This window comes from Kribbella yunnanensis (assembly GCF_039529655.1).
GTDB classification, from domain to species: domain Bacteria; phylum Actinomycetota; class Actinomycetes; order Propionibacteriales; family Kribbellaceae; genus Kribbella; species Kribbella yunnanensis.
In genome coordinates this window covers 168,090-188,471 of sequence record NZ_BAAANF010000002.1, presented here as the reverse complement: position 1 = coordinate 188,471, position 20,382 = coordinate 168,090, and the positions used below count along the sequence as shown (strand labels likewise).

The following is a 20,382-nucleotide window of genomic DNA, read 5'->3' as shown; positions in this document are numbered from 1 at the left end:
CCCGTCCGACCGGTGCAGAGTATCAAGCACCGGGCGTTACGAGCCCTGGACCGCATGTCACACCTCGGTGGTGGTTCCCCCAGCAGCCTGGATCTTGTCCAGAGCCGACTTCGAGAACTTGTGCGCCGAGACCTGCAGGGCGACGGTCAGTTCGCCGTCACCCAGCACCTTCACCGGCTGACCACGACGGACCGCGCCCTTGGCGACCAGTTCGGCTACGCCGACCTCGCCACCTTCGGGGAACAGTTGTCCGAGCTTGTCCAGGTTAACGACCTGGAACTCCACTCGGTTCCTGCTCTTGAAGCCCTTCAGCTTCGGGAGCCGCATGTGCTGCGGCATCTGGCCACCCTCGAAGTACTCGGGGATGTTGTTCCGGGCCTTGCTGCCCTTGGTACCGCGGCCGGCCGTCTTACCCTTGGAACCCTCACCACGACCCACGCGGGTCTTGGCGGTCTTGGCTCCGGGCGCCGGACGCAGGTGATGAACCTTCAGCGCCATGTCAGTCGACCTCCTCGACGGTGATGAGGTGGCGAACCGTGCGCACCATGCCGCGAACCTCGGGACGGTCTTCGTGGACGGCGCTGTCGCCGATCCGCTTGACGCCCAGGGTGCGCAGCGTGTCGCGCTGGTTCTGCTTGCCACCGATGCCCGAACGGGTCTGGGTCACCTTCAAGCGTGCCATCAGGAAGCCACCTCCGCCCGCGCCTTCAGCAGCGCTGCCGGAGCGACGTGCTCGACCGGCAGACCACGGCGCGCGGCCACGGCCTCCGGAGTCTCCAGGGCCTGCAGCGCGGCCACCGTGGCGTGCACCACGTTGATCGCGTTGGAGGAACCCAGCGACTTGCTGAGGATGTCGTGGATCCCGGCGCACTCCAGTACGGCGCGCGCCGAGCCACCCGCGATCACACCGGTACCGGGAGCGGCCGGACGCAGCATGACAACGCCTGCGGCCTTCTCGCCCTGGACCGGGTGCGGGATGGTGCCCTGGATCCGCGGCACCTTGAAGAATGCCTTCTTGGCCTCCTCGACGCCCTTGGCGATCGCCGCGGGCACCTCCTTGGCCTTGCCGTAACCCACACCGACGGTGCCTTCGCCGTCGCCGACGACCACGAGGGCGGTGAAGCTGAAGCGACGACCACCCTTCACGACCTTGGCAACACGGTTGATGGCTACCACGCGCTCGATGTAGGCGGTCTTGTCAGCTGCCGCACCACGACCACCGTCGCGGCCACGGCGCTCACCACCGGCGCCGCCTCCGCGACGCTGCTGGCCTCCGCTCATTTCGAACTACCTTCTTCCTTGTGTGAAGCCATCAGAAACCGAGCCCGTTCTCACGCGCGGCGTCGGCCAGGGCCGCGATCCGTCCGTGGTACTTGTTCCCGGCGCGGTCGAAGACGACCGCCTCGATGCCCGCAGCCTTGGCGCGGTCGGCGATCAGGCCGCCGACGGTCTTGGCCTTGTCGGTCTTGTTGTCCGACGCACCGCGCAGGTCGGCCTCCATGGTGGAGGCGGAGACCAGCGTCTTGCCGGCCACGTCGTCGATGACCTGAACGAACAGGTGCCGCGACGACTTGGTGACCACCAGGCGCGGGCGATCCGGCGTTCCGTTGATCTTCTTCCGGACGCGGATCTGGCGACGCAGCCGCGACGCCGTCTTCTTGGCGGAGTGCTTGTTGTGACGCAGTCCGATCGCCATGGTTACTTACCAGCCTTTCCGACCTTGCGGCGGACCTGCTCGCCGGCGTACCGCACACCCTTGCCCTTGTACGGCTCGGGCTTGCGCAGCTTGCGGATGTTGGCAGCGACCTCGCCGACCGACTGCTTGTCGATCCCGATGACCGAGAAGCGGGTCGGGGCCTCGACGTTGAACGTGATGCCCTCGGGAGCGTCCACCGTGATGGTGTGGCTGTACCCGAGCGAGAACTCCAGCTGGGTCGGTCCCTTGGACAGGACGCGGTACCCGACGCCGACGATCTCGAGCTTCTTCTCGTAGCCGTCCGTCACGCCGGTCACCAGGTTGGCGATCAGGGTGCGGGACAGACCGTGCAGTTCCTTGCTCTTGCGCTGCTCGTCCGGACGCGAGACGGCGATCGTGCCGTCCTCGTCGCGGGCGACCGCAATGGGCTCCGCAACAACGTGCGAGAGCTGGCCCTTGGGACCCTTCACGGTGACCGTCTGGCCGTCGATCGTGACGTCGACGCCGGACGGGACCGTGATCGGGAGCTTACCGATGCGAGACATGAGAGTGGTCCTCCTTCCGGTTCTTCGTCACCAGACGTAGGCGAGGACTTCCCCGCCAACGCCCTTGTTCTTGGCCTGACGGTCGGTCAGCAGTCCCTGGGAGGTCGAGATGATCGCGACACCCAGGCCACCGAGGACCTTCGGCAGGTTGGTCGACTTCGCGTAGACCCGCAGGCCCGGCTTCGAGATCCGGCGCACGCCCGCGATGGAGCGCTCCCGGGTCGGACCGAACTTGAGGTCGACGATCAGGGTCTTGCCGACGGCGCCCTCCTTGGGCTCCTCCACCTTGTAGGAGGAGATGTAGCCCTCCTGCTGAAGGATGTCGGCGATGCCCTGCTTGATCTTGCTGTACGGCATCGAGGTCGACTCGTGGTACGCCTGGTTGGCGTTGCGCAGACGCGTCAGCATGTCTGCGATCGGGTCGGTCATCGTCATGGCCTGGGGCCTCTTTCCCGCCGTGGTTTCGCCGCGTGGCGACCTACGGTGACTAGATGGTGAATGGAGAAACGATCAGGGGTGGAGACGGTCACCAGCTGGACTTGGTCACACCGGGCAGCTCGCCCCGGTGCGCCATCTCCCGCAGGCAGATCCGGCAGAGGCCGAACTTGCGGAAGACCGCCTTCGGCCGGCCGCAGCGCTGGCAGCGCGTGTAGCCACGCACCGCGAACTTCGGGGTCCTGGCCTGCTTGACCTTCAGTGCTGTCTTCGCCACGTCAGTTCTCCTTGAACGGGAAGCCGAGTGCCCGCAGCAGGGCCCGGCCCTCGTCGTCGTTCTTGGCGGTGGTCACCACGGTGATGTCCATGCCGCGGACCCGGTCGATGCGGTCCTGGTTGATCTCGTGGAACATCACCTGCTCGGTCAGACCGAAGGTGTAGTTCCCGGTGCCGTCGAACTGCTTGGCCGACAGACCACGGAAGTCGCGGATCCGGGGCAGGGCCAGCGAGAGCAGCCGGTCCAGGAACTCCCACATCCGGTCGCCGCGCAGCGTGACGTGCGCGCCGATCGGCATGCCTTCGCGCAGCTTGAACTGGGCGATCGACTTGCGGGCCTTGGTCACCTGCGGCTTCTGGCCGGTGATCGCGGCCAGGTCCTTGACGGCGCCCTCGATCAGCTTGGAGTCACGGGCCGCCTCGCCGACGCCCATGTTCACCACGATCTTGGTCAGACCGGGGACCTGCATGACGTTGGCGTAGCTGAACTCCTCGTTCAGCTTGCCGACGATCTCCTCGCGGTACTTCGTCTTCAGCCGGGGCTGAACCCGCTCGGTCACTGTCTCGGTCATCAGATCTCCTCGCCGGTACGCCGCGCGATCCGGACGCTCCGGAAACCGGCGTACGTCGAACCGTCGGGGCGCCGCTTCTGCACCTCGACGCGGTTGTAGCCGACGCGGGTGGTCACCTTCTGCTTCTTGCCGTCCTTCTCGACCTCGACCAGAAGCATCACGTTGGAGACGTGGATCGGGGCTTCCTGGGTGACGATGCCACCCGTGGTGCCGCCGCGCTGGGCCTGCTGCACCTTGGTGTGCTTCTTGACCCGGTTCACGCCTTCGACGATGACCTTCTCGGCATCGGGCAGGACCTGAATGATCTTGCCTTCGAGACCCTTGGACTTACCGGCGATCACGCGGACCTGATCGCCCTTCTTCACGTGCAACTTGCGCTGGGCAGCCATCTCAGAGCACCTCCGGTGCGAGCGAGATGATCTTCATGAAGCGCTTCTCGCGCAGCTCCCGGCCGACCGGCCCGAAGATACGGGTGCCGCGCGGCTCGCCATCGGCCTTGAGGATCACGGCGGCGTTCTCGTCGAACCGGATGTAGGAGCCGTCCGGACGCCGGCGCTCCTTCACGGTGCGAACGATGACGGCCTTGACGACGTCGCCCTTCTTGACGCCGCCACCCGGGATCGCGTCCTTGACGGTGGCGACGATCGTGTCACCGACACCGGCGTAGCGCCGACCGGAGCCACCGAGAACGCGGATGCAAAGAATTTCCTTTGCGCCCGTGTTGTCGGCGACCTTCAGTCGCGACTCCTGCTGGATCATCTGTTGATCTCCTGGTTGTCTCGCTGGTTCTCATTCACATGAGCCTTGCGGAACGAATAATTTCGATTGGTTTCCGGACGAACCGGGACTACTTGGCCTTCTCGAGGATCTCGACCAGGCGCCAGCGCTTGGTCGCCGACAGCGGCCGGGTCTCCATCAGCAGCACGCGGTCGCCGATCCCGGCGGCGTTCTGCTCGTCGTGGGCCTTGAGCTTGCTGGTCCGCCGGATGACCTTGCCGTAGAGCTTGTGCTTGACCCGGTCCTCGACCTCGACGGTGATGGTCTTGTCCATCTTGTCGCTGAGCACCAGGCCCTCACGGGTCTTGCGGGTGCTGCGGGTCTCGGGGGTCGTGCTCACGGTCTCGTCCTTCACGTTCTCGGTCATGCCTTCGCCTCGGCCTTCTCGCTGTCGTCCGCGGTCTCGGTCGACTCGACCTCGGCCTCGACGACCGGGGCCTCGACCTCTTCGGTGATGCCGAGCGCACGCTCGGTCAGCACCGTGTAGATGCGGGCGATGTCCTTCCGGACGGCGCGCAGCCGGCCGTGTGACTCCAGCTGTCCGGTGGCAGCCTGGAACCGGAGGTTGAACAGCTCCTCCTTGGCTTCACCGAGCTTGCTCAGCAGCTCGTCCCGGCCCAGGTTCCGCAGCTCGGCGGCGGTCAGGGTAGCCATCAGTTCTCACCTGCCTCTCGGGTGATGAAGCGGCACTTCATCGGCAACTTGTGGATCGCGCGGCGCATGGCCTCGCGAGCGATGTCCTCCGGCACGCCGGAGAGCTCGAACATCACACGACCCGACTTCACGTTCGCGATCCACCACTCGGGCGAACCCTTACCGGAACCCATCCGGGTCTCGGCCGGCTTCTTGGTCAGCGGGCGGTCCGGGTAGATGTTGATCCAGACCTTTCCGCCACGCTTGATGTGCCGGGTCATCGCGATACGCGCCGACTCGATCTGCCGGTTGGTGACGTAGTGGCTTTCCAGGGCCTGGATGCCGAACTCACCGAACGCCAGCGTGGTACCGCCCTTGGCAGCGCCGGAGCGCTTCGGGTGGTGCTGCTTGCGGTGCTTGACCTTGCGGGGGATGAGCATCGTTCAGCTCTCCGTTCCGGTCGTCTCGGCGGGCTTGTCGGCCGCCGGAGCAGTCGCCTCGGCAGCCGGAGCCGCGTTGCGGGCGTTGTCCCGGCCACCGTCACGACGGCCACCACGGTCGCCGCCACGGTCGCGGTCGCCGCCACGGCCACCACGGTCGTCGCGACGGGCCGGCCGACGCTGCTGGGTGGCGGCGCGGGCCGCGGCCTGCGCTTCGCGCTCGGCCCGGGAGCCGGCCACGTCACCCTTGTAGATCCAGACCTTCACGCCGATCCGGCCGAAGGTCGTGCGGGCCTCGTAGAAGCCGTAGTCGATGTCGGCGCGCAGCGTGTGCAGCGGCACCCGACCCTCGCGGTAGAACTCCGACCGCGACATTTCGGCGCCACCAAGACGGCCGGAGCACTGGATCCGGATGCCCAGGGCGCCGCCACGCATGGTGGTCTGCATCGCCTTGCGCATCGCGCGGCGGAACGCCACGCGGCCGGACAGCTGCTCGGCCACACCCTGTGCGACCAGCTGCGCGTCCACCTCGGAGTTCTTCACCTCGAGGATGTTCAGCTGCACCTGCTTGCCGGTGAGCTCCTCCAGGCTGCCCCGGATCCGGTCCGCCTCGGCGCCACGGCGACCGATGACGATGCCCGGACGAGCGGTGTGGATGTCGACCCGCACGCGGTCACGGGTGCGCTCGATCTCCACACGGGAGATACCGGCGCGCTCCATGCCCTTGCTCAGCAGCTTGCGGATCTTGACGTCCTCGCCGACGTAGTCCTTGTACAGCTTGTCGGCGTACCAACGGCTCTTGTGGTCGGTGCTGATGCCGAGACGGAACCCGTGCGGGTTTACCTTCTGTCCCACGTCAGGACTCCTTCTTCTCAGCGGTGGCCTTCTTGGCAGCCGCCTTCTTGGCGGTGGCCTTCTTGGCCGGCTTCTCGGCCGCGTCCGACTTCTCGGCAGCAGCCTTCTTCGCCGTCTTCTTGGCCGGGGCCTTCTTGGCAGTCTCAGCCTTGGCCTCGTCCGCCTTCTTGGCGGTCTTCTTGGCCGGCGCCTTGGCGACGGGCTCCTCGATGACCCGCGGCTGCACCACGACAGTGATGTGGCTGGTCCGCTTGTCGATCCGGGTCGCCCGGCCCTGGGCGCGGGGGCGGTGACGCTTCAGCGTCGGTCCCTCGTCGACCAGGATCTTCGAGACGATCAGCTCGTCCCGGCTCAGGTGCTCGGTGCCCTCGGCGTTCGCCGCGGCGCTGTCCACGACCTTGTACACGGTCGCGGCAGCGGCCTGCGGGGCGAACTTCAGAGTGGCGAGTGCGTCGTCGACGCCCACACCGCGCACCAGATCGGCCACGCGACGCGCCTTCATCGGCGTCACGCGGACGAAGCGCGCGACCGCGAAGGCCCCGGGCGCCTCGCCCAGCAGGCTCTCGCGACGGGCACTGACGGCCCTACGCTCTTGAACGCTCATGATGTTCGAATCTCTCCGTAGGTTGCTTTCGCGTCGTCAACTGACCAGCGGTCAGCGACGCCGTGACTTCCGGTCGTCCTTCTCGTGACCCTTGAACGTCCGGGTCGGGGCGAACTCGCCGAGCTTGTGCCCGACCATCGCGTCCGTCACGAACACCGGCACGTGCTTGCGGCCGTCGTGCACCGCAATCGTGTGGCCGATCATGTCCGGCACGATCATCGATCGGCGGGACCAGGTCTTGATCACATTCTTGGTGCCCTTTTCGTTCTGCACCTCCACCTTCTTGGCCAGGTGGTGGTCGACGAACGGGCCCTTCTTCAAGCTGCGTGGCATTCTGGCCGGCTCCTATCAGCGCTTCTTGCCGGCCTTGCGGCGCCGGACGATCATGCGGTCGCTTTCCTTGCGGGTACGGGTACGGCCCTCGGGCTTGCCCCACGGGGACACCGGGTGGCGTCCACCCGAGGTCTTACCCTCACCACCACCGTGCGGGTGGTCGACCGGGTTCATCGCGACACCGCGGACGGTCGGGCGCTTGCCCTTCCAGCGCATCCGGCCGGCCTTGCCCCAGTTGATGTTCGACTGCTCGCCGTTGCCGACCTCGCCGAGGGTGGCGCGGCAGCGTACGTCGACCATCCGGACCTCGCCGGAGGGCATCCGCAGGGTTGCCATCCGACCCTCCTTCGCGACCAGCTGAATGCTGGTACCGGCGGAGCGGCCCATCTTGGCGCCACCACCCGGACGCAGCTCGACAGCGTGGATCGTGGAGCCGACCGGGATGTTGCGCAGCGGCAGGTTGTTGCCGACCTTGATGTCGGCGGCCGGGCCGTTCTCGACGACGGTGCCCTGCTTCAGGTTGGTCGGGGCGAGGATGTAGCGCTTCTCGCCGTCGACGTAGTGCAGCAGTGCGATCCGCGCGGTGCGGTTCGGGTCGTACTCGATGTGCGCGACCTTGGCCGGCACGCCGTCCTTGTCGTACCGCTTGAAGTCGATCAGGCGGTACGCACGCTTGTGGCCGCCACCCTGGTGCCGAGTGGTGATCTTGCCGCTGTTGTTGCGGCCACCCTTCTTCGGCAGCGGGCGCAGCAGCGACTTCTCAGGGGTCGAACGGGTGAGCTCGACGAAGTCGGCCACGCTGGAGCCACGACGGCCCGGCGTTGTCGGCTTGTATTTGCGGATACCCATTACGACTGGCCTCCGAAGATATCGATGCGGTCGTCACCCTTGAGGGTCACGATCGCCCGCTTGGTGTCCGGGCGCTTGCCCCAGCCCGCACGGGTGCGGCGACGCTTGCCCTTGCGGTTCAGCGTGTTGACGTCGTTCACCTTGACCTTGAACACCTTCTCGACCGCGAGCTTGATCTCGGTCTTGTTGGCGTCGGGAGCGACCTCGAACGTGTACTTCTGCTCGTCCAGCAGGCCGTAGCTCTTCTCGCTCACGACCGGCCGCAGCAGCACGTCCCGCGGGTCCTTGTTCACTCCGTGGCTCATGCTTCAACCTCCTGCTCGGCCTCGGTCGACGTTGCGACGGCCTTCACGGACTTACCTTTCGGGGCGCCGGCGACGAAGCTGTCGAGCGCACCCTTGGTGAACACGACCGCGTCGCTGCACAGCACGTCGTACGCGTTCAGCTGGTCGGCCGCGATCAGGTGCACGTGCTGCACGTTGCGCAGGCTCAGCCAGGTGAGCTCGTCGGCCCGGTCCACGACGACGAGCGCCTTGCCCGGGTCGGTGACGGCCGACAGCACGCTGAGCGCGCTCTTGGTCGACGGGGTGTCGCCCTCGACGAACGCCTCGACGACGAACACGCGGCCGTCCCGGGCCCGGTCCGACAGTGCGCCACGAAGGGCGGCGGCGATCATCTTCTTCGGGGTCCGCTGGCTGTAGTCACGCGGCGTGGGGCCGTGGACGACGCCACCACCGGTGAACTGCGGCGCGCGGGTCGAACCCTGACGGGCGCGACCGGTGCCCTTCTGGCGGTACGGCTTGGCGCCACCACCGGACACCTCGCCCCGGCGCTTGACCTTGTGCGTGCCCTGACGGGCCGCGGCCAGCTGGGCCACCACTACCTGGTGGATCAGCGGGATGTTGACCTGTACGTCGAACAGCTCGGCCGGAAGCTCGGCGGAACCCTTCTTGCTGACCTTGTCGCCCTTCACGGCGACGACGTCGACGGTGCTCACTTGGCAGCCCCCTTCGCGGCGTTGCGGATCAGCACCAGGCCGCCCTTGGGACCGGGAACGGCACCCTTGAGCAGGATCAGGCCGCGGTCCGCGTCGATGGCGTGCACGGTGATGTTCTGCGTGGTGACCTTCTCGTGGCCCATCCGGCCGGCCATCTTCAGACCCTTGAAAACCCGGCCCGGGGTGGCGCAGCCGCCGATGGAACCCGGCGAGCGGTGCTTCTTGTGGACACCGTGGGTGGCGCGCAGACCGTGGAAGCCGTGCCGCTTCATCACACCGGCGAAACCCTTGCCCTTGCTGGTGGCGGAGACGTCGACCAGCTCGCCGGCCTCGAAGGCCTCGGCCTTGATCTCCTGGCCCAGCGTGTACTCGCTGGCGTCAGCGGTCCGCAGCTCCAGCAGGTGCCGCCGCGGCGTCACGCCGGCCTTGTCGAAGTGGCCGCGCATGGGCTTGGTCACCTTGCGCGGGTCGATGTCGCCGAACGCGATCTGGACGCCGTCGTAGCCGGCGTCGGCAGCGGTCCGGACGCCGGTGACGACACACGGGCCGGCCTGGATCACGGTGACGGGGACGACACGGTTGTTCTCGTCCCAGGTCTGGGTCATGCCGAGCTTGGTGCCCAGCAGACCGCGCGTGTTCTTGTGATTGCTCATCAGCTGTTCGCGTCCCTCAGAGCTTGATCTCGATGTCGACGCCCGCCGGCAGGTCGAGCCGCATCAGCGAGTCGACGGTCTTCGGCGTGGGGTCGATGATGTCGATGAGCCGCTTGTGGGTGCGCATCTCGAAGTGCTCGCGGCTGTCCTTGTACTTGTGCGGCGAGCGGATGACGCAGAACACGTTCTTTTCCGTCGGCAACGGCACCGGGCCAGCAACCTTCGCACCAGTACGCGTCACCGTGTCGACAATCTTGCGTGCCGAGCTGTCGATGACCTCGTGGTCGTAGGCCTTCAGCCGGATGCGGATCTTCTGTCCCGCCATCGCTTCGCTTCGTCCTTCTCTATCGTCAACGTCTACGTTGCTCCGACCCCCGCGGTCGGGTGTGTCGCGTGCGCAGCACGCGCGTGACTCACCGCTTCTTCGACCAGGGCTTGGGGATCGGGGCTCGGTCTCGGACCGGGCCTCGGCATGGTCTCCGGTCCGGCGCACCAGCCAGACGGAACGTCTGGGGCGCGCCCCGGCAACCTCGCCTGAGCAACCTGAATATTGTGCCAGAGATCGGCGCCGAAACGCCAATCGGGTGGCTTTGACCCCGATCTCCCGCCCACCTGAGCGGGGATCGGGTGCAAAGCAGAGGTCCGCGGGGCTCAGACTACGAGCCCACGCGGACCTCGTGAGATCACTTGAGGATCTTGGTGACCCGGCCGGCGCCGACGGTGCGGCCACCTTCACGGATCGCGAACTTGAGGTTCTCCTCCATGGCGATCGGCTGGATCAGCTCGACGTTCATGTCGGTGTTGTCGCCCGGCATGACCATCTCGGTGCCCTCGGGGAGGGTGACGACGCCGGTCACGTCCGTGGTACGGAAGTAGAACTGCGGGCGGTAGTTCTGGAAGAACGGCGTGTGCCGGCCGCCCTCTTCCTTCGAGAGGATGTAGACCGAAGCCTCGAAGGAGGTGTGCGGGGTCGTGGTGCCCGGCTTGATGACGACCATGCCGCGCTCGACGTCCTCGCGCTTGGTGCCACGAAGCAGCAGACCGACGTTCTCGCCCGCCTGGCCCTCGTCGAGGAGCTTGCGGAACATCTCGATACCGGTGACGGTGGTCGTCTGCTTGGTCTCACGGATGCCGACGATGTCGACGGTCTCGTTGACCTTGACGATGCCGCGCTCGATCCGGCCGGTGATGACGGTGCCACGACCGGTGATCGTGAAGACGTCCTCAACGGGCATCAGGAACGGCTTGTCGACCTCGCGCTCCGGCTGCGGGATGTAGGAGTCGACCGCGTCCATCAGCTCGATGATCGACTCGCCCCACTTGGCGTCGCCCTGCAGCGCCGGGTGAGCGGCGACGCGGACGATCGGCGCGTTGTCGCCGTCGAACTCCTGCTCCGAGAGCAGCTCGCGGACCTCGAGCTCGACGAGCTCCAGGATCTCCTCGTCGTCCACCATGTCGCACTTGTTCAGCGCGACGACCATCGCCGGCACGCCGACCTGACGGGCGAGCAGCACGTGCTCACGCGTCTGCGGCATCGGGCCGTCGGTGGCGGCGACGACCAGGATCGCACCGTCCATCTGGGCCGCACCGGTGATCATGTTCTTGATGTAGTCGGCGTGACCCGGGCAGTCGACGTGCGCGTAGTGGCGCGCCTCGGTCTGGTACTCGACGTGCGCGATGGAGATGGTGATACCGCGCTGGCGCTCTTCCGGCGCCTTGTCGATCTGATCGAAGGCCGAAGCCTCGTTCAGGTTCGGGTACTTGTCGTGCAGCACCTTGGTGATCGCCGCGGTAAGAGTGGTCTTACCGTGGTCGATGTGACCGATGGTGCCGATGTTGACGTGCGGCTTAGTCCGCTCGAACTTCGCCTTAGCCACTGGGGCCCTCCTGGAAAGTGTTGACTTACGCCGTACGCCGACGCGCTGTGGGTTGGTTGGACCGGAGCGAGGTTACTCGCCGCGGGCCTTCTTGATGATCTCTTCCGCCACGTTCTTCGGAACCTCGGCGTAGGAATCGAACTGCATCGAGTACGACGCACGGCCCTGGGTCTTCGACCGCAGGTCACCGACATACCCGAACATCTCGGACAGCGGCACAGAGGCCTTGATCGCCCGGCTTCCACCGGGGCCCTCGTCCATCGACTGGATCTGGCCACGACGGGAGTTGAGGTCGCCGATCACTTCACCCATGTAGTCCTCGGGGGTGATCACCTCGACCGCGAACATCGGCTCGAGGATGACCGGGTTCGCCCGCCGGGCAGCGTCCTTGAAGGCCATCGAACCGGCGATCTTGAACGCGAGCTCGGAGGAGTCGACGTCGTGGTAGGCGCCGTCGGTCAGCGTGACCTTGACGTCCACCATCGGGTAGCCGGCCAGGACGCCGAACTCCATGGCTTCCTGCGCGCCCTCGTCCACCGACGGGATGTACTCGCGGGGGATGCGGCCACCGGTGACGGCGTTGACGAACTCGTAGCCGCCCTCGCCACCGGCCTCGACCGAAGTCGGCTCGATGTTGATGATCACACGCGCGAACTGACCCGAACCACCGGTCTGCTTCTTGTGCGTGTAGTCGACCTTCTCGACCTTCTTCTTGATGGTCTCGCGGTAGGCGACCTGCGGCTTGCCGACGTTGGCCTCGACGCGGAACTCGCGCTTCATCCGGTCGACCAGCACCTCGAGGTGCAGCTCACCCATCCCGGCGATGATCGTCTGGCCGGTGTCGTCGTCGGTCCGGACCTGGAAGGTCGGGTCCTCCTCGGCGAGCCGCTGGATCGCGACGCCCAGCTTCTCCTGGTCGCCCTTCGACTTCGGCTCGATGGCGACCGAGATCACCGGTGCCGGGAACTGCATCGACTCGAGCACGACCGGCTTGGCCGGGTCGGCCAGCGTCTCACCGGTGGTGGTGTCCTTCAGACCCATCACCGCGACGATGTGACCGGCGCCGATCGAGGCGATCTCCTCACGCTTGTTCGCGTGCATCCGGTAGATCTTGCCGATCCGCTCCTTGCGCCCCTTGGTGGGGTTCAGGACCTGCGTGCCGGTCTCGAGCTTGCCGGAGTACACCCGGATGAAGGTGAGCTTGCCCAGGTGCGGGTCGGCGGCGATCTTGAACGCCAGCGCCGAGAACGGCTCGCTGTCGTCCGGCTTGCGCAGCACGACCTGCTCGCTGTCCTTGACGTCGTGGCCCTCGATGGCCGGGACGTCGAGCGGGCTCGGCAGGTAGGCGTTGATCGCGTCGAGCAGGGGCTGGACGCCCTTGTTCTTGAACGCGGTACCGGTCAGCACCGGGGTCAGCTTGGAGGCGATCGTCGCGCGGCGGATGCCGGCCACGACCTGCTCCTGGGTGGGCTCGTTGCCCTCCAGGTACAGCTCCATGATCTCGTCGTCGGCCTCGGCCAGCGTCTCGATCAGCTTGTCGCGCCACTCGGCCGCGATCTCGGTGTGGCTGGCCGGGATCTCCTCGACCGTGTAGTCCTCACCCATCGTGGTCTCGCCACGCCAGGTGAGCGCCCGCATCCCGACCAGGTCGACGACGCCGATGAAGTCGGACTCGGCGCCGATCGGCAGCTGCAGCACCAGCGGTGTCGCGGCCAGCCGGTCGACGATCATGTCGACGCAGCGCATGAACTCGGCGCCGGTGCGGTCGAGCTTGTTGACGAAGCAGATCCGCGGTACGCCGTACCGGTCGGCCTGACGCCACACGGTCTCGGACTGCGGCTCGACACCGGCGACACCGTCGAACACCGCGACGGCACCGTCGAGGACGCGCAGCGAGCGCTCCACCTCGACGGTGAAGTCGACGTGGCCCGGGGTGTCGATGATGTTGATGGTGTGGTCTTTCCAGGTGCAGGTCGTCGCGGCGGACGTGATCGTGATGCCGCGCTCCTGCTCCTGCTCCATCCAGTCCATCGTGGCAGCGCCGTCGTGGACCTCACCGATCTTGTACGTGATACCGGTGTAGAAGAGGATCCGCTCGGTCGTCGTCGTCTTGCCGGCGTCGATGTGCGCCATGATCCCGATGTTGCGGACCTTGGCCAGGTCGGTGGTGATTTGTACGGCCACCTCGGTGGTCTACCTCTCGATTCTGTGCTGCGTAAAAAGTGTGCGTGCGGGGGTCCGGAGCGGACCCCGGATCACCAGCGGTAGTGGGCGAAGGCCTTGTTGGCTTCGGCCATCTTGTGGGTGTCCTCGCGGCGCTTGACCGAGGCGCCCAGACCGTTGGAGGCGTCCAGGATCTCGTTCATCAGGCGCTCGGACATCGTCTTCTCGCGGCGGGCGCGGGAGTACGTCGTCAGCCAGCGCAGGGCCAGCGTGTTCGAGCGGCCCGGCTTGACCTCGATCGGCACCTGGTAGGTGGCGCCACCGACGCGACGGCTCTTCACCTCGATGCTCGGCTTCACGTTGTCGAGCGCGCGCTTCAGCGTGATGACCGGGTCGGTGCCCGTCTTCGTCCGCGTGCCCTCGAGGGCCGTGTAGACGATGCTCTGCGCGATCTGCTTCTTGCCGTCGACCAGGATCTTCGAGATCAACTGGGTGACGAGCGGCGAACTGTAGACCGGGTCGATGATGACCGGCCGCTTCGGGGCGGGACCCTTGCGCGGCATTAGCTCTTCTCCTTCTTCGCGCCGTAACGGCTACGAGCCTGCTTCCGGTTCTTCACACCCTGGGTGTCGAGCGAACCGCGGATGATCTTGTACCGGACACCGGGCAGGTCCTTCACACGACCGCCACGCACGAGCACGATCGAGTGCTCCTGCAGGTTGTGGCCGACGCCGGGGATGTACGCGGTGACCTCGATGCCGCTGGTCAGGCGGACACGCGCGACCTTGCGAAGGGCCGAGTTCGGCTTCTTCGGCGTGGTGGTGTAGACGCGCGTGCACACACCGCGACGCTGAGGGGAACCCTTCAGGGCGGGCGTCTTGTTCTTGGACACCTTGTCCTGGCGGCCCTTGCGGACCAGCTGCTGAATGGTGGGCACCGCGTAGGTCTCTTTCTGTCGTCCGGCTTTCTGCTCATGCTGTTGTGCCTGACCCCCGCGGTCGGGTGTGTCGCGTGCGCACGGGCGTACCGAAGCCGTAATCTTTCTGACTGTCGGCAGGAGTCCCGTGCCACGCGCGCAGACCCTGATGTAACGAGGGGCACGCATGACGGCCCAGGATGACCCGGGCACGATCGTTAAGACTAGCGGCTGCCTCCAGCACGGTCAAAATGACTGACTGCACTGCGGTGAGGCTGAACCGCTGTTCCAGTCTACAGGCTCCCCGGCGTACCTCTGACCGCCCCCGTGGCAGGTATCACTGCCAGACCAGTGGGCGCCGCTTTCACGGCGCCCGCAGACCGTCCAGCAGGCGGATCACCGTCTCATCCGGACCGGTTCAGGAGCGGAATTCGACGTCCGTGATCAGGCCTTCGGAGACCCGGTAGAGCCCGAGCCGGGCCACCGGCTCGCCGCTGTCGTGCGCGACCTGGTGCTCGACCACCCACTCGCCGACCATCAGCTTCTGCACCACCTCGGTCTTGCACCGGCCGGCCTCGAACAGCGGCTGGTAGAGCTCGCGGAGGAACCGGCGGCCCTTCATCTCGGTGCCGTCGGCAAACGAGATCCGGGCGGTCGGCGAGTACATCGCCAGAAACGCCTCCAGATCGTGCGCCGCGTACGCCGAGTGCTCGCGCCCGACGACTCGTGCCGCGGGGGTCTCCGCGGGCCCGAAGGAGCTCGTGAGGGCGCTCAGCAGCTCCGGCGTCTCCGGCAGCTGCGCACTGGCGGGCGCGGCAGCTGCGGGCGCCGGCGCGACGACGGCGGCCGCGGCGGGAGCCGTCTTGGCCGGAACAGTCTCGGCGGGGATGTCGAGGGTGAGTTCTTCCTTCACCTGCTCGGGTTTTGGCTTGGCCGGCGTCCGCCGGGTCGTGGTCCTGGCTTTCGGTGGCGGGACGAGGAGGTCGCCCTGGGCCGCCGTCCCCGGCTCTTCGCCCAGGTGGGCGATCGCCCAGTCCAGAGCCTTGGTGACGGCGGCGCGTGATTCTTCGGTGTGGTCGAGCATGTCGAACCCGTGGTGCCCTTTCGGTACGTCGATGATGTCCAGCGCGGTGCCACCCGCGGAGACGAACTCCGCCACGGGGCCGGCGAGCTCGTCGCGCTCCAGCCCGACCTTGGTGAGTAGCACTGGCAGGTCCTTGTGTTTGCCGATGACTTCGGCGGCGTTGACCAGATCGTCGACACCGGGCGGGGTGGCGAGCAGCGGATAGGTGAGGGCGACGCCGCGCAGCCAGTCGGGGCGGCTGTCCAGCCACTCCCCTGCCAGCAGTCCGGCACCGGAGAAGACCCACAGCACGACCCGATCCGGGTCGACGCGCGGATCAGAACGCAGTACGCCGATCGCTGCCTCCACCTCGTCCGCGGCGCTGGACAACTGGTCCAGGCCCCGGATCAGGCTGTGATCGACGACGGCGGCCACCGCTCCACGGCGAGCGGCGGCGGTCGCATATCCCTTGTAGACCGGCCAGTCCCGAGGCGTCGCCTGGAGATCAGCAGGTGCCGGACCACCGTGCACAAAGAGAATCGCGCCCGTCCGGGCGCTGCCCACAGGGCGGTAGAAGTCGATCTCGCCGAGCCTGTCGACACGCACCTCGGGCCCGTCCAGCACGCCGAGGACGAAGGGCCGCAGATAGCCCGGAAGATCCGTCATGACCCAATCTTGGACCATGCCCCGGACACTTTGGACCACCACCCCGAGTGTCCCCGCGGTTACGATCCGAAACGTCCGATTTCCCTTACCCGCAAAGCGTTTGAACTACCCCGAAAACGCCGCGACGGCGGCACCCCCGAAGGGATACCGCCGTCGCGGGTGACTCGGATCAGTTCTGGTACGAACCGAGGTCGAAGTCGTCGAGCGGGACCGACTGCCCGGCGGACGGGCCGAAGTCGTAGTCGTACGACTCGTAGCCGACCATCGAGTACATCGCGGCCTTCGCCTCCTCGGTGGGCTCCACCCGGATGTTGCGGTAACGGTCCATGCCGGTACCCGCCGGGATCAGCTTTCCGATGATGACGTTCTCCTTCAGACCGACCAGGGAGTCGGACTTGCCGTGGATCGCGGCCTCGGTGAGGACGCGGGTCGTCTCCTGGAAGGAGGCGGCCGACAGCCACGACTCGGTGGCCAGCGAGGCCTTCGTGATACCCATCAGCACCGGGCGACCGGAGGCCGGTGTACCGCCCTCGGCGACCACGCGGCGGTTCTCACCCTCGAAGAGGATGCGGTCCGCGAGCTCACCCGGCAGCAGGTTCGCGTCACCCGACTCGATCACCGTGACCCGGCGCAGCATCTGCCGGACGATGATCTCGATGTGCTTGTCGTGGATGGCCACACCCTGCGACCGGTACACGGCCTGGACCTCGTCCACCAGGTGCTCCTGCGCCTTGCGAACACCCAGGATCCGCAGCACTTCCTGCGGGTCCGGCGTGCCCTGCATGAGCTGCTGGCCGACCTCGACGTGCTGACCCTCTTCGATCAGCAGGCGACCACGCTTCGACACCGGGTAGGCGACCTCCTCGGAACCGTCGTCCGGGGTGAGCACCAGCTTCCGGGTCTTGTCGGTGTCCTCGATCGAGATCCGGCCGGCCGCCTCGGAGATCGGCGCCTTGCCCTTCGGCTGCCGGGCCTCGAACAGCTCGACGACACGCGGCAGACCGTGGGTGATGTCATCACCCGCGACACCGCCGGTGTGGAAGGTACGCATCGTCAGCTGCGTGCCCGGCTCACCGATGGACTGGGCCGCGATGATACCGACGGCCTCACCGATGTCGACCGGCTTGCCGGTCGCCAGCGAACGGCCGTAGCACTTGGCGCAGGTACCGGTCTTGGCGTCACAGGTCAGCACGGAGCGGACCTTGACCTCCTTGACCCCGGCCTCGATCAGCTTCGCGATCGAGACGTCGCCCAGGTCGGCGCCCGCGGTCAGCACGATGCTGCCGTCGGCCCCGGTGGTGTCGGTGGCCAGCGTCCGTGCGTAGGCGCTGGTCTCGACATTCTCGGCGTGTACGACGCGGCCGTCCGGACCGTCCTCACCGATCTGCTTGGGCAGACCGCGCTCGGTGCCGCAGTCCTCCTCGCGGATGATGACGTCCTGCGAGACGTCCACCAGACGACGGGTCAGGTACCCCGAGTCGGCGGTCCGCAGCGCGGTGTCGGCCAGACCCTTACGAGCACCGTGCGTCGCGATGAAGTACTCGACGACGGACAGGCCCTCGCGGAAGTTGGCCTTGATCGGACGGGCGATGATCTCGCCCTTCGGGTTGGCCACCAGACCACGCATACCGGCGATCTGCCGGATCTGCATCATGTTTCCACGCGCACCCGAGTGGACCATCATCCAGATCGGGTTGTGCTTCTCGAAGTTCTCCTCCATCGCCTTGCCGACCTCGGCGTTGGCTCCGGTCCAGATCTCGATCAGCTCCTGACGCCGCTCGGACGAGGTGATCAGACCCCGCTCGAACTGCTTCTGGACCTTCTCGGCCTGCGACTCGTACCGCGCCATGATCTCCGGCTTGGACGGCGGCGTGCTGAAGTCGTCGATGGACACGGTGACACCGGACCGGGTGGCCCAGCGGAAACCGAGGTCCTTCAACGCGTCGAGGGCGTTGGCGACCTCGACCTTTGTGTAGCGCTCGGCCAGGTCGTTGACGATCCCGCCGAGCTGCTTCTTGCCGACCTCGAGGTTGACGAACGGGTAGTCCGCCGGCAGCGTCTCGTTGAACAGCGCCCGGCCGAGCGTGGTCTCCAGCGAGAACCCGCCGGTGGACAGCTCCTCCGAACCCTCCGGCGCACCCGCGCCGGTGAGCCGCAGCGTGATCTTGGCCTGTAGCGACAGCTCGTTGCGGTCGAAGGCCATGATGGCCTCGGCCACCGAGCCGAACGCCCGGCCCTCGCCCAGCGCGCCGTCCTTCAGCATCGTCAGGAAGTAGATGCCGATGATCATGTCCTGCGTCGGCATCGTGACCGGACGGCCGTCGGCCGGCTTCAGGATGTTGTTCGTCGACAGCATCAGGATCCGCGCCTCGGCCTGGGCCTCGGCCGACAGCGGCAGGTGCACCGCCATCTGGTCACCGTCGAAGTCGGCGTTGAACGCCGAGCAGACGAGCGGGTGGATCTGGATCGCCTTGCCCTCGATCAGCTGCGGCTCGAACGCCTGGATGCCCAGCCGGTGCAGCGTAGGCGCACGGTTCAGCAGCACGGGATGCTCGGTGATGACCTCTTCCAGCACGTCCCAGACCTGGGCGCGCTGACGCTCGACCATCCGCTTGGCGGACTTGATGTTCTGCGCGTGGTTGAGGTCGACCAGCCGCTTCATCACGAACGGCTTGAACAGCTCCAGCGCCATCGCCTTCGGCAGACCGCACTGGTGCAGCTTCAGCTGCGGGCCGACGACGATGACCGAACGGCCGGAGTAGTCGACGCGCTTGCCGAGCAGGTTCTGACGGAACCGGCCCTGCTTGCCCTTGAGCATGTCGGACAGCGACTTCAGCGGCCGGTTGCCCGGGCCGGTGACCGGACGGCCGCGGCGGCCGTTGTCGAACAGTGCGTCGACGGCCTCCTGCAGCATCCGCTTCTCGTTGTTGACGATGATCTCGGGCGCGCCGAGGTCGAGCAGCCGCTTGAGGCGGTTGTTCCGGTTGATCACCCGGCGGTACAGGTCGTTCAGGTCGGAGGTGGCGAACCGGCCACCGTCGAGCTGGACCATCGGCCGCAGGTCCGGCGGGATGACCGGGACGCAGTCCAGGACCATACCCATCGGGCTGTTGTTGGTGGCCAGGAACGCGGTGACGACCTTGAGCCGCTTCAGGGCGCGGGTCTTGCGCTGGCCCTTACCGGTCTTGATCGTCTCGCGCAGGTTGTCCGCCTCGGCCTTCAGGTCGAAGGTCTCGAGCCGGCGCTGGATCGCGGCCGCGCCCATCGCTCCGGCGAAGTACTTGCCGAAACGCTCCTTCATGGCGCGGTAGAGGATCTCGTCACCCTCGAGGTCCTGGACCTTCAGGTTCTTGAACCGGGTCCAGACCTCGTCGAGGCGGTCGATCTCGCGCTGCGCACGGTCGCGCAGCTGCTTGACCTCACGCTCGGCGCCTTCCTTCACCTTGCGGCGGACGTCGGCCTTCGCGCCCTCGGACTCGAGCTGCGCGAGGTCCTCCTCGAGCTTCTTCATCCGGGTCTCGATGTCGTTGTCGCGCCGGTTCTCGAGCTGCTTGCGCTCGACGTCGGTCCGGCCCTCCAACGACGCGAGGTCACGGTGCCGTGCCTCGTCGTCGACGTCGGTGATCATGTACGCCGCGAAGTAGATGACCTTCTCGAGGTCCTTCGGGGCGAGGTCGAGCAGGTAGCCGAGCCGCGACGGGACACCCTTGAAGTACCAGATGTGGGTGACCGGAGCGGCCAGCTCGATGTGGCCCATCCGCTCCCGCCGCACCTTGGAGCGGGTGACCTCGACGCCACACCGCTCGCAGATGATGCCCTTGAAGCGAACACGCTTGTACTTACCGCAGTAGCACTCCCAGTCCCGGGTGGGACCGAAGATCTTCTCGCAGAACAGGCCGTCACGCTCAGGCTTGAGCGTCCGGTAGTTGATCGTCTCGGGCTTCTTGACCTCGCCGTGCGACCACTGGCGGATTTCATCCGCTGTGGCCAGGCCGATCCGAAGCTCGTCGAAGAAGTTCACGTCGAGCACGA

At 66.7% G+C, this 20,382-nt stretch carries 27 protein-coding genes; all 27 read right to left on the bottom strand.

Going from position 1 to position 20,382, the window contains the following annotated elements:
- Window positions 1–57 precede the first annotated feature (57 nt).
- The 27 genes from rplO to ABD231_RS02195 all read right to left on the bottom strand — a co-directional run bounded on the left by rplO (window position 58) and on the right by ABD231_RS02195 (window position 20,380).
- Window positions 58–498 carry a 50S ribosomal protein L15 gene (gene rplO / locus ABD231_RS02325; protein ID WP_344144621.1) on the bottom strand — a complete coding sequence of 147 codons (441 nt, stop codon included), beginning with the start codon at window positions 496–498 and terminating at the stop codon, window positions 58–60.
- 1 nt (window position 499) lies between these two features.
- On the bottom strand, window positions 500–682 hold the full coding sequence (gene rpmD, locus ABD231_RS02320; protein WP_344144619.1) for a 50S ribosomal protein L30: 183 nt from the start codon (window positions 680–682) through the stop codon (window positions 500–502).
- A complete protein-coding gene (rpsE, locus tag ABD231_RS02315) occupies window positions 682–1,281 on the bottom strand; it encodes a 30S ribosomal protein S5 (RefSeq protein ID WP_344144617.1) in 600 nt (199 codons plus the stop codon). The genes rpmD and rpsE overlap by 1 nt, the downstream gene beginning before the upstream one ends.
- A 31-nt stretch (window positions 1,282–1,312) precedes the next feature.
- Complete coding sequence (gene rplR / locus ABD231_RS02310) at window positions 1,313–1,696, bottom strand: 50S ribosomal protein L18 (RefSeq protein ID WP_344144615.1); 384 nt, start codon at window positions 1,694–1,696, stop codon at window positions 1,313–1,315.
- Window positions 1,697–1,698: 2 nt separating this feature from the next.
- Window positions 1,699–2,241, bottom strand: a complete 543-nt coding sequence (gene rplF, locus ABD231_RS02305) for a 50S ribosomal protein L6 (RefSeq protein WP_344144613.1) — start codon at window positions 2,239–2,241, stop codon at window positions 1,699–1,701.
- A gap of 27 nt (window positions 2,242–2,268) precedes the next feature.
- Entirely contained in the window at window positions 2,269–2,676 is a 408-nt protein-coding gene (gene rpsH / locus ABD231_RS02300; protein WP_133800688.1) for a 30S ribosomal protein S8, read from the bottom strand.
- A 91-nt stretch (window positions 2,677–2,767) separates the two neighbouring features.
- Window positions 2,768–2,953: a type Z 30S ribosomal protein S14 gene (locus tag ABD231_RS02295; RefSeq protein WP_132167346.1), complete on the bottom strand. Its 186-nt coding sequence runs from the start codon at window positions 2,951–2,953 to the stop codon at window positions 2,768–2,770.
- 1 nt (window position 2,954) lies between these two features.
- On the bottom strand, window positions 2,955–3,524 hold the full coding sequence (rplE, locus tag ABD231_RS02290; protein ID WP_344144609.1) for a 50S ribosomal protein L5: 570 nt from the start codon (window positions 3,522–3,524) through the stop codon (window positions 2,955–2,957).
- A complete protein-coding gene (gene rplX / locus ABD231_RS02285; protein WP_132402636.1) occupies window positions 3,524–3,913 on the bottom strand; it encodes a 50S ribosomal protein L24 in 390 nt (129 codons plus the stop codon). The genes rplE and rplX overlap by 1 nt, the downstream gene beginning before the upstream one ends.
- 1 nt (window position 3,914) lies before the next feature.
- On the bottom strand, window positions 3,915–4,283 hold the full coding sequence (gene rplN, locus ABD231_RS02280) for a 50S ribosomal protein L14 (RefSeq protein WP_077019238.1): 369 nt from the start codon (window positions 4,281–4,283) through the stop codon (window positions 3,915–3,917).
- A gap of 88 nt (window positions 4,284–4,371) precedes the next feature.
- Entirely contained in the window at window positions 4,372–4,668 is a 297-nt protein-coding gene (rpsQ, locus tag ABD231_RS02275) for a 30S ribosomal protein S17 (RefSeq protein ID WP_344144605.1), read from the bottom strand.
- Window positions 4,665–4,955, bottom strand: coding sequence for a 50S ribosomal protein L29 (rpmC, locus tag ABD231_RS02270; RefSeq protein WP_344144603.1), 291 nt, complete (start codon window positions 4,953–4,955; stop codon window positions 4,665–4,667). The genes rpsQ and rpmC overlap by 4 nt, the downstream gene beginning before the upstream one ends.
- On the bottom strand, window positions 4,955–5,374 hold the full coding sequence (gene rplP, locus ABD231_RS02265) for a 50S ribosomal protein L16 (protein ID WP_344144601.1): 420 nt from the start codon (window positions 5,372–5,374) through the stop codon (window positions 4,955–4,957). Before rplP ends, rpmC begins: the two co-directional genes overlap by 1 nt.
- A gap of 3 nt (window positions 5,375–5,377) precedes the next feature.
- The gene (gene rpsC, locus ABD231_RS02260; protein WP_344144599.1) at window positions 5,378–6,229 is read right to left on the bottom strand and encodes a 30S ribosomal protein S3; all 852 of its coding nucleotides are present in this window, start codon (window positions 6,227–6,229) and stop codon (window positions 5,378–5,380) included.
- 1 nt (window position 6,230) lies between these two features.
- A complete protein-coding gene (gene rplV, locus ABD231_RS02255) occupies window positions 6,231–6,833 on the bottom strand; it encodes a 50S ribosomal protein L22 (protein WP_425554139.1) in 603 nt (200 codons plus the stop codon).
- A gap of 51 nt (window positions 6,834–6,884) precedes the next feature.
- Window positions 6,885–7,166, bottom strand: coding sequence for a 30S ribosomal protein S19 (rpsS, locus tag ABD231_RS02250; RefSeq protein WP_130441496.1), 282 nt, complete (start codon window positions 7,164–7,166; stop codon window positions 6,885–6,887).
- Window positions 7,167–7,181: 15 nt separating this feature from the next.
- On the bottom strand, window positions 7,182–8,015 hold the full coding sequence (gene rplB / locus ABD231_RS02245) for a 50S ribosomal protein L2 (RefSeq protein WP_344144594.1): 834 nt from the start codon (window positions 8,013–8,015) through the stop codon (window positions 7,182–7,184).
- Window positions 8,015–8,320: a 50S ribosomal protein L23 gene (gene rplW, locus ABD231_RS02240; protein ID WP_329003464.1), complete on the bottom strand. Its 306-nt coding sequence runs from the start codon at window positions 8,318–8,320 to the stop codon at window positions 8,015–8,017. The genes rplB and rplW overlap by 1 nt, the downstream gene beginning before the upstream one ends.
- Window positions 8,317–9,012, bottom strand: coding sequence for a 50S ribosomal protein L4 (gene rplD / locus ABD231_RS02235; protein ID WP_344144591.1), 696 nt, complete (start codon window positions 9,010–9,012; stop codon window positions 8,317–8,319). The genes rplW and rplD overlap by 4 nt, the downstream gene beginning before the upstream one ends.
- Complete coding sequence (gene rplC / locus ABD231_RS02230; RefSeq protein ID WP_344144589.1) at window positions 9,009–9,665, bottom strand: 50S ribosomal protein L3; 657 nt, start codon at window positions 9,663–9,665, stop codon at window positions 9,009–9,011. The genes rplD and rplC overlap by 4 nt, the downstream gene beginning before the upstream one ends.
- Before the next feature lie 16 nt (window positions 9,666–9,681).
- Complete coding sequence (rpsJ, locus tag ABD231_RS02225; protein ID WP_012923688.1) at window positions 9,682–9,990, bottom strand: 30S ribosomal protein S10; 309 nt, start codon at window positions 9,988–9,990, stop codon at window positions 9,682–9,684.
- Window positions 9,991–10,348: 358 nt separating this feature from the next.
- Window positions 10,349–11,542, bottom strand: a complete 1,194-nt coding sequence (gene tuf / locus ABD231_RS02220) for an elongation factor Tu (RefSeq protein ID WP_344144587.1) — start codon at window positions 11,540–11,542, stop codon at window positions 10,349–10,351.
- 72 nt (window positions 11,543–11,614) lie between these two features.
- Window positions 11,615–13,675, bottom strand: a complete 2,061-nt coding sequence (gene fusA, locus ABD231_RS02215) for an elongation factor G (protein ID WP_380154823.1) — start codon at window positions 13,673–13,675, stop codon at window positions 11,615–11,617.
- 122 nt (window positions 13,676–13,797) lie between these two features.
- Window positions 13,798–14,268 (bottom strand): 30S ribosomal protein S7, encoded by a 471-nt coding sequence (rpsG, locus tag ABD231_RS02210; protein ID WP_344144583.1) that lies wholly within the window; start codon window positions 14,266–14,268, stop codon window positions 13,798–13,800.
- Window positions 14,268–14,642, bottom strand: a complete 375-nt coding sequence (rpsL, locus tag ABD231_RS02205) for a 30S ribosomal protein S12 (protein WP_012923692.1) — start codon at window positions 14,640–14,642, stop codon at window positions 14,268–14,270. The genes rpsG and rpsL overlap by 1 nt, the downstream gene beginning before the upstream one ends.
- A 397-nt stretch (window positions 14,643–15,039) precedes the next feature.
- Complete coding sequence (locus ABD231_RS02200) at window positions 15,040–16,350, bottom strand: nuclear transport factor 2 family protein (protein WP_344144581.1); 1,311 nt, start codon at window positions 16,348–16,350, stop codon at window positions 15,040–15,042.
- Between the two features lie 169 nt (window positions 16,351–16,519).
- Window positions 16,520–20,380, bottom strand: a complete 3,861-nt coding sequence (locus tag ABD231_RS02195; RefSeq protein WP_344144579.1) for a DNA-directed RNA polymerase subunit beta' — start codon at window positions 20,378–20,380, stop codon at window positions 16,520–16,522.
- Between the last annotated feature and the right edge of the window lie 2 nt (window positions 20,381–20,382).

What these genes read in the sequence shown, in the direction of transcription:
- rplO (WP_344144621.1), bottom strand. Translation starts at nt 498, where the DNA reads ATGGCGCTGAAGGTTCATCACCTGCGTCCGGCGCCCGGAGCCAAGACC.
- rpmD (WP_344144619.1), bottom strand. Translation starts at nt 682, where the DNA reads ATGGCACGCTTGAAGGTGACCCAGACCCGTTCGGGCATCGGTGGCAAG.
- rpsE (WP_344144617.1), bottom strand. Translation starts at nt 1,281, where the DNA reads ATGAGCGGAGGCCAGCAGCGTCGCGGAGGCGGCGCCGGTGGTGAGCGC.
- rplR (WP_344144615.1), bottom strand. Translation starts at nt 1,696, where the DNA reads ATGGCGATCGGACTGCGTCACAACAAGCACTCCGCCAAGAAGACGGCG.
- rplF (WP_344144613.1), bottom strand. Translation starts at nt 2,241, where the DNA reads ATGTCTCGCATCGGTAAGCTCCCGATCACGGTCCCGTCCGGCGTCGAC.
- rpsH (WP_133800688.1), bottom strand. Translation starts at nt 2,676, where the DNA reads ATGACGATGACCGACCCGATCGCAGACATGCTGACGCGTCTGCGCAAC.
- rplE (WP_344144609.1), bottom strand. Translation starts at nt 3,524, where the DNA reads ATGACCGAGACAGTGACCGAGCGGGTTCAGCCCCGGCTGAAGACGAAG.
- rplX (WP_132402636.1), bottom strand. Translation starts at nt 3,913, where the DNA reads ATGGCTGCCCAGCGCAAGTTGCACGTGAAGAAGGGCGATCAGGTCCGC.
- rplN (WP_077019238.1), bottom strand. Translation starts at nt 4,283, where the DNA reads ATGATCCAGCAGGAGTCGCGACTGAAGGTCGCCGACAACACGGGCGCA.
- rpsQ (WP_344144605.1), bottom strand. Translation starts at nt 4,668, where the DNA reads ATGACCGAGAACGTGAAGGACGAGACCGTGAGCACGACCCCCGAGACC.
- rpmC (WP_344144603.1), bottom strand. Translation starts at nt 4,955, where the DNA reads ATGGCTACCCTGACCGCCGCCGAGCTGCGGAACCTGGGCCGGGACGAG.
- rplP (WP_344144601.1), bottom strand. Translation starts at nt 5,374, where the DNA reads ATGCTCATCCCCCGCAAGGTCAAGCACCGCAAGCAGCACCACCCGAAG.
- rplV (WP_425554139.1), bottom strand. Translation starts at nt 6,833, where the DNA reads ATGAGCGTTCAAGAGCGTAGGGCCGTCAGTGCCCGTCGCGAGAGCCTG.
- rpsS (WP_130441496.1), bottom strand. Translation starts at nt 7,166, where the DNA reads ATGCCACGCAGCTTGAAGAAGGGCCCGTTCGTCGACCACCACCTGGCC.
- rplB (WP_344144594.1), bottom strand. Translation starts at nt 8,015, where the DNA reads ATGGGTATCCGCAAATACAAGCCGACAACGCCGGGCCGTCGTGGCTCC.
- rplW (WP_329003464.1), bottom strand. Translation starts at nt 8,320, where the DNA reads ATGAGCCACGGAGTGAACAAGGACCCGCGGGACGTGCTGCTGCGGCCG.
- rplC (WP_344144589.1), bottom strand. Translation starts at nt 9,665, where the DNA reads ATGAGCAATCACAAGAACACGCGCGGTCTGCTGGGCACCAAGCTCGGC.
- rpsJ (WP_012923688.1), bottom strand. Translation starts at nt 9,990, where the DNA reads ATGGCGGGACAGAAGATCCGCATCCGGCTGAAGGCCTACGACCACGAG.
- fusA (WP_380154823.1), bottom strand. Translation starts at nt 13,675, where the DNA reads ATGGCGCACATCGACGCCGGCAAGACGACGACGACCGAGCGGATCCTC.
- rpsG (WP_344144583.1), bottom strand. Translation starts at nt 14,268, where the DNA reads ATGCCGCGCAAGGGTCCCGCCCCGAAGCGGCCGGTCATCATCGACCCG.
- ABD231_RS02200 (WP_344144581.1), bottom strand. Translation starts at nt 16,350, where the DNA reads ATGACGGATCTTCCGGGCTATCTGCGGCCCTTCGTCCTCGGCGTGCTG.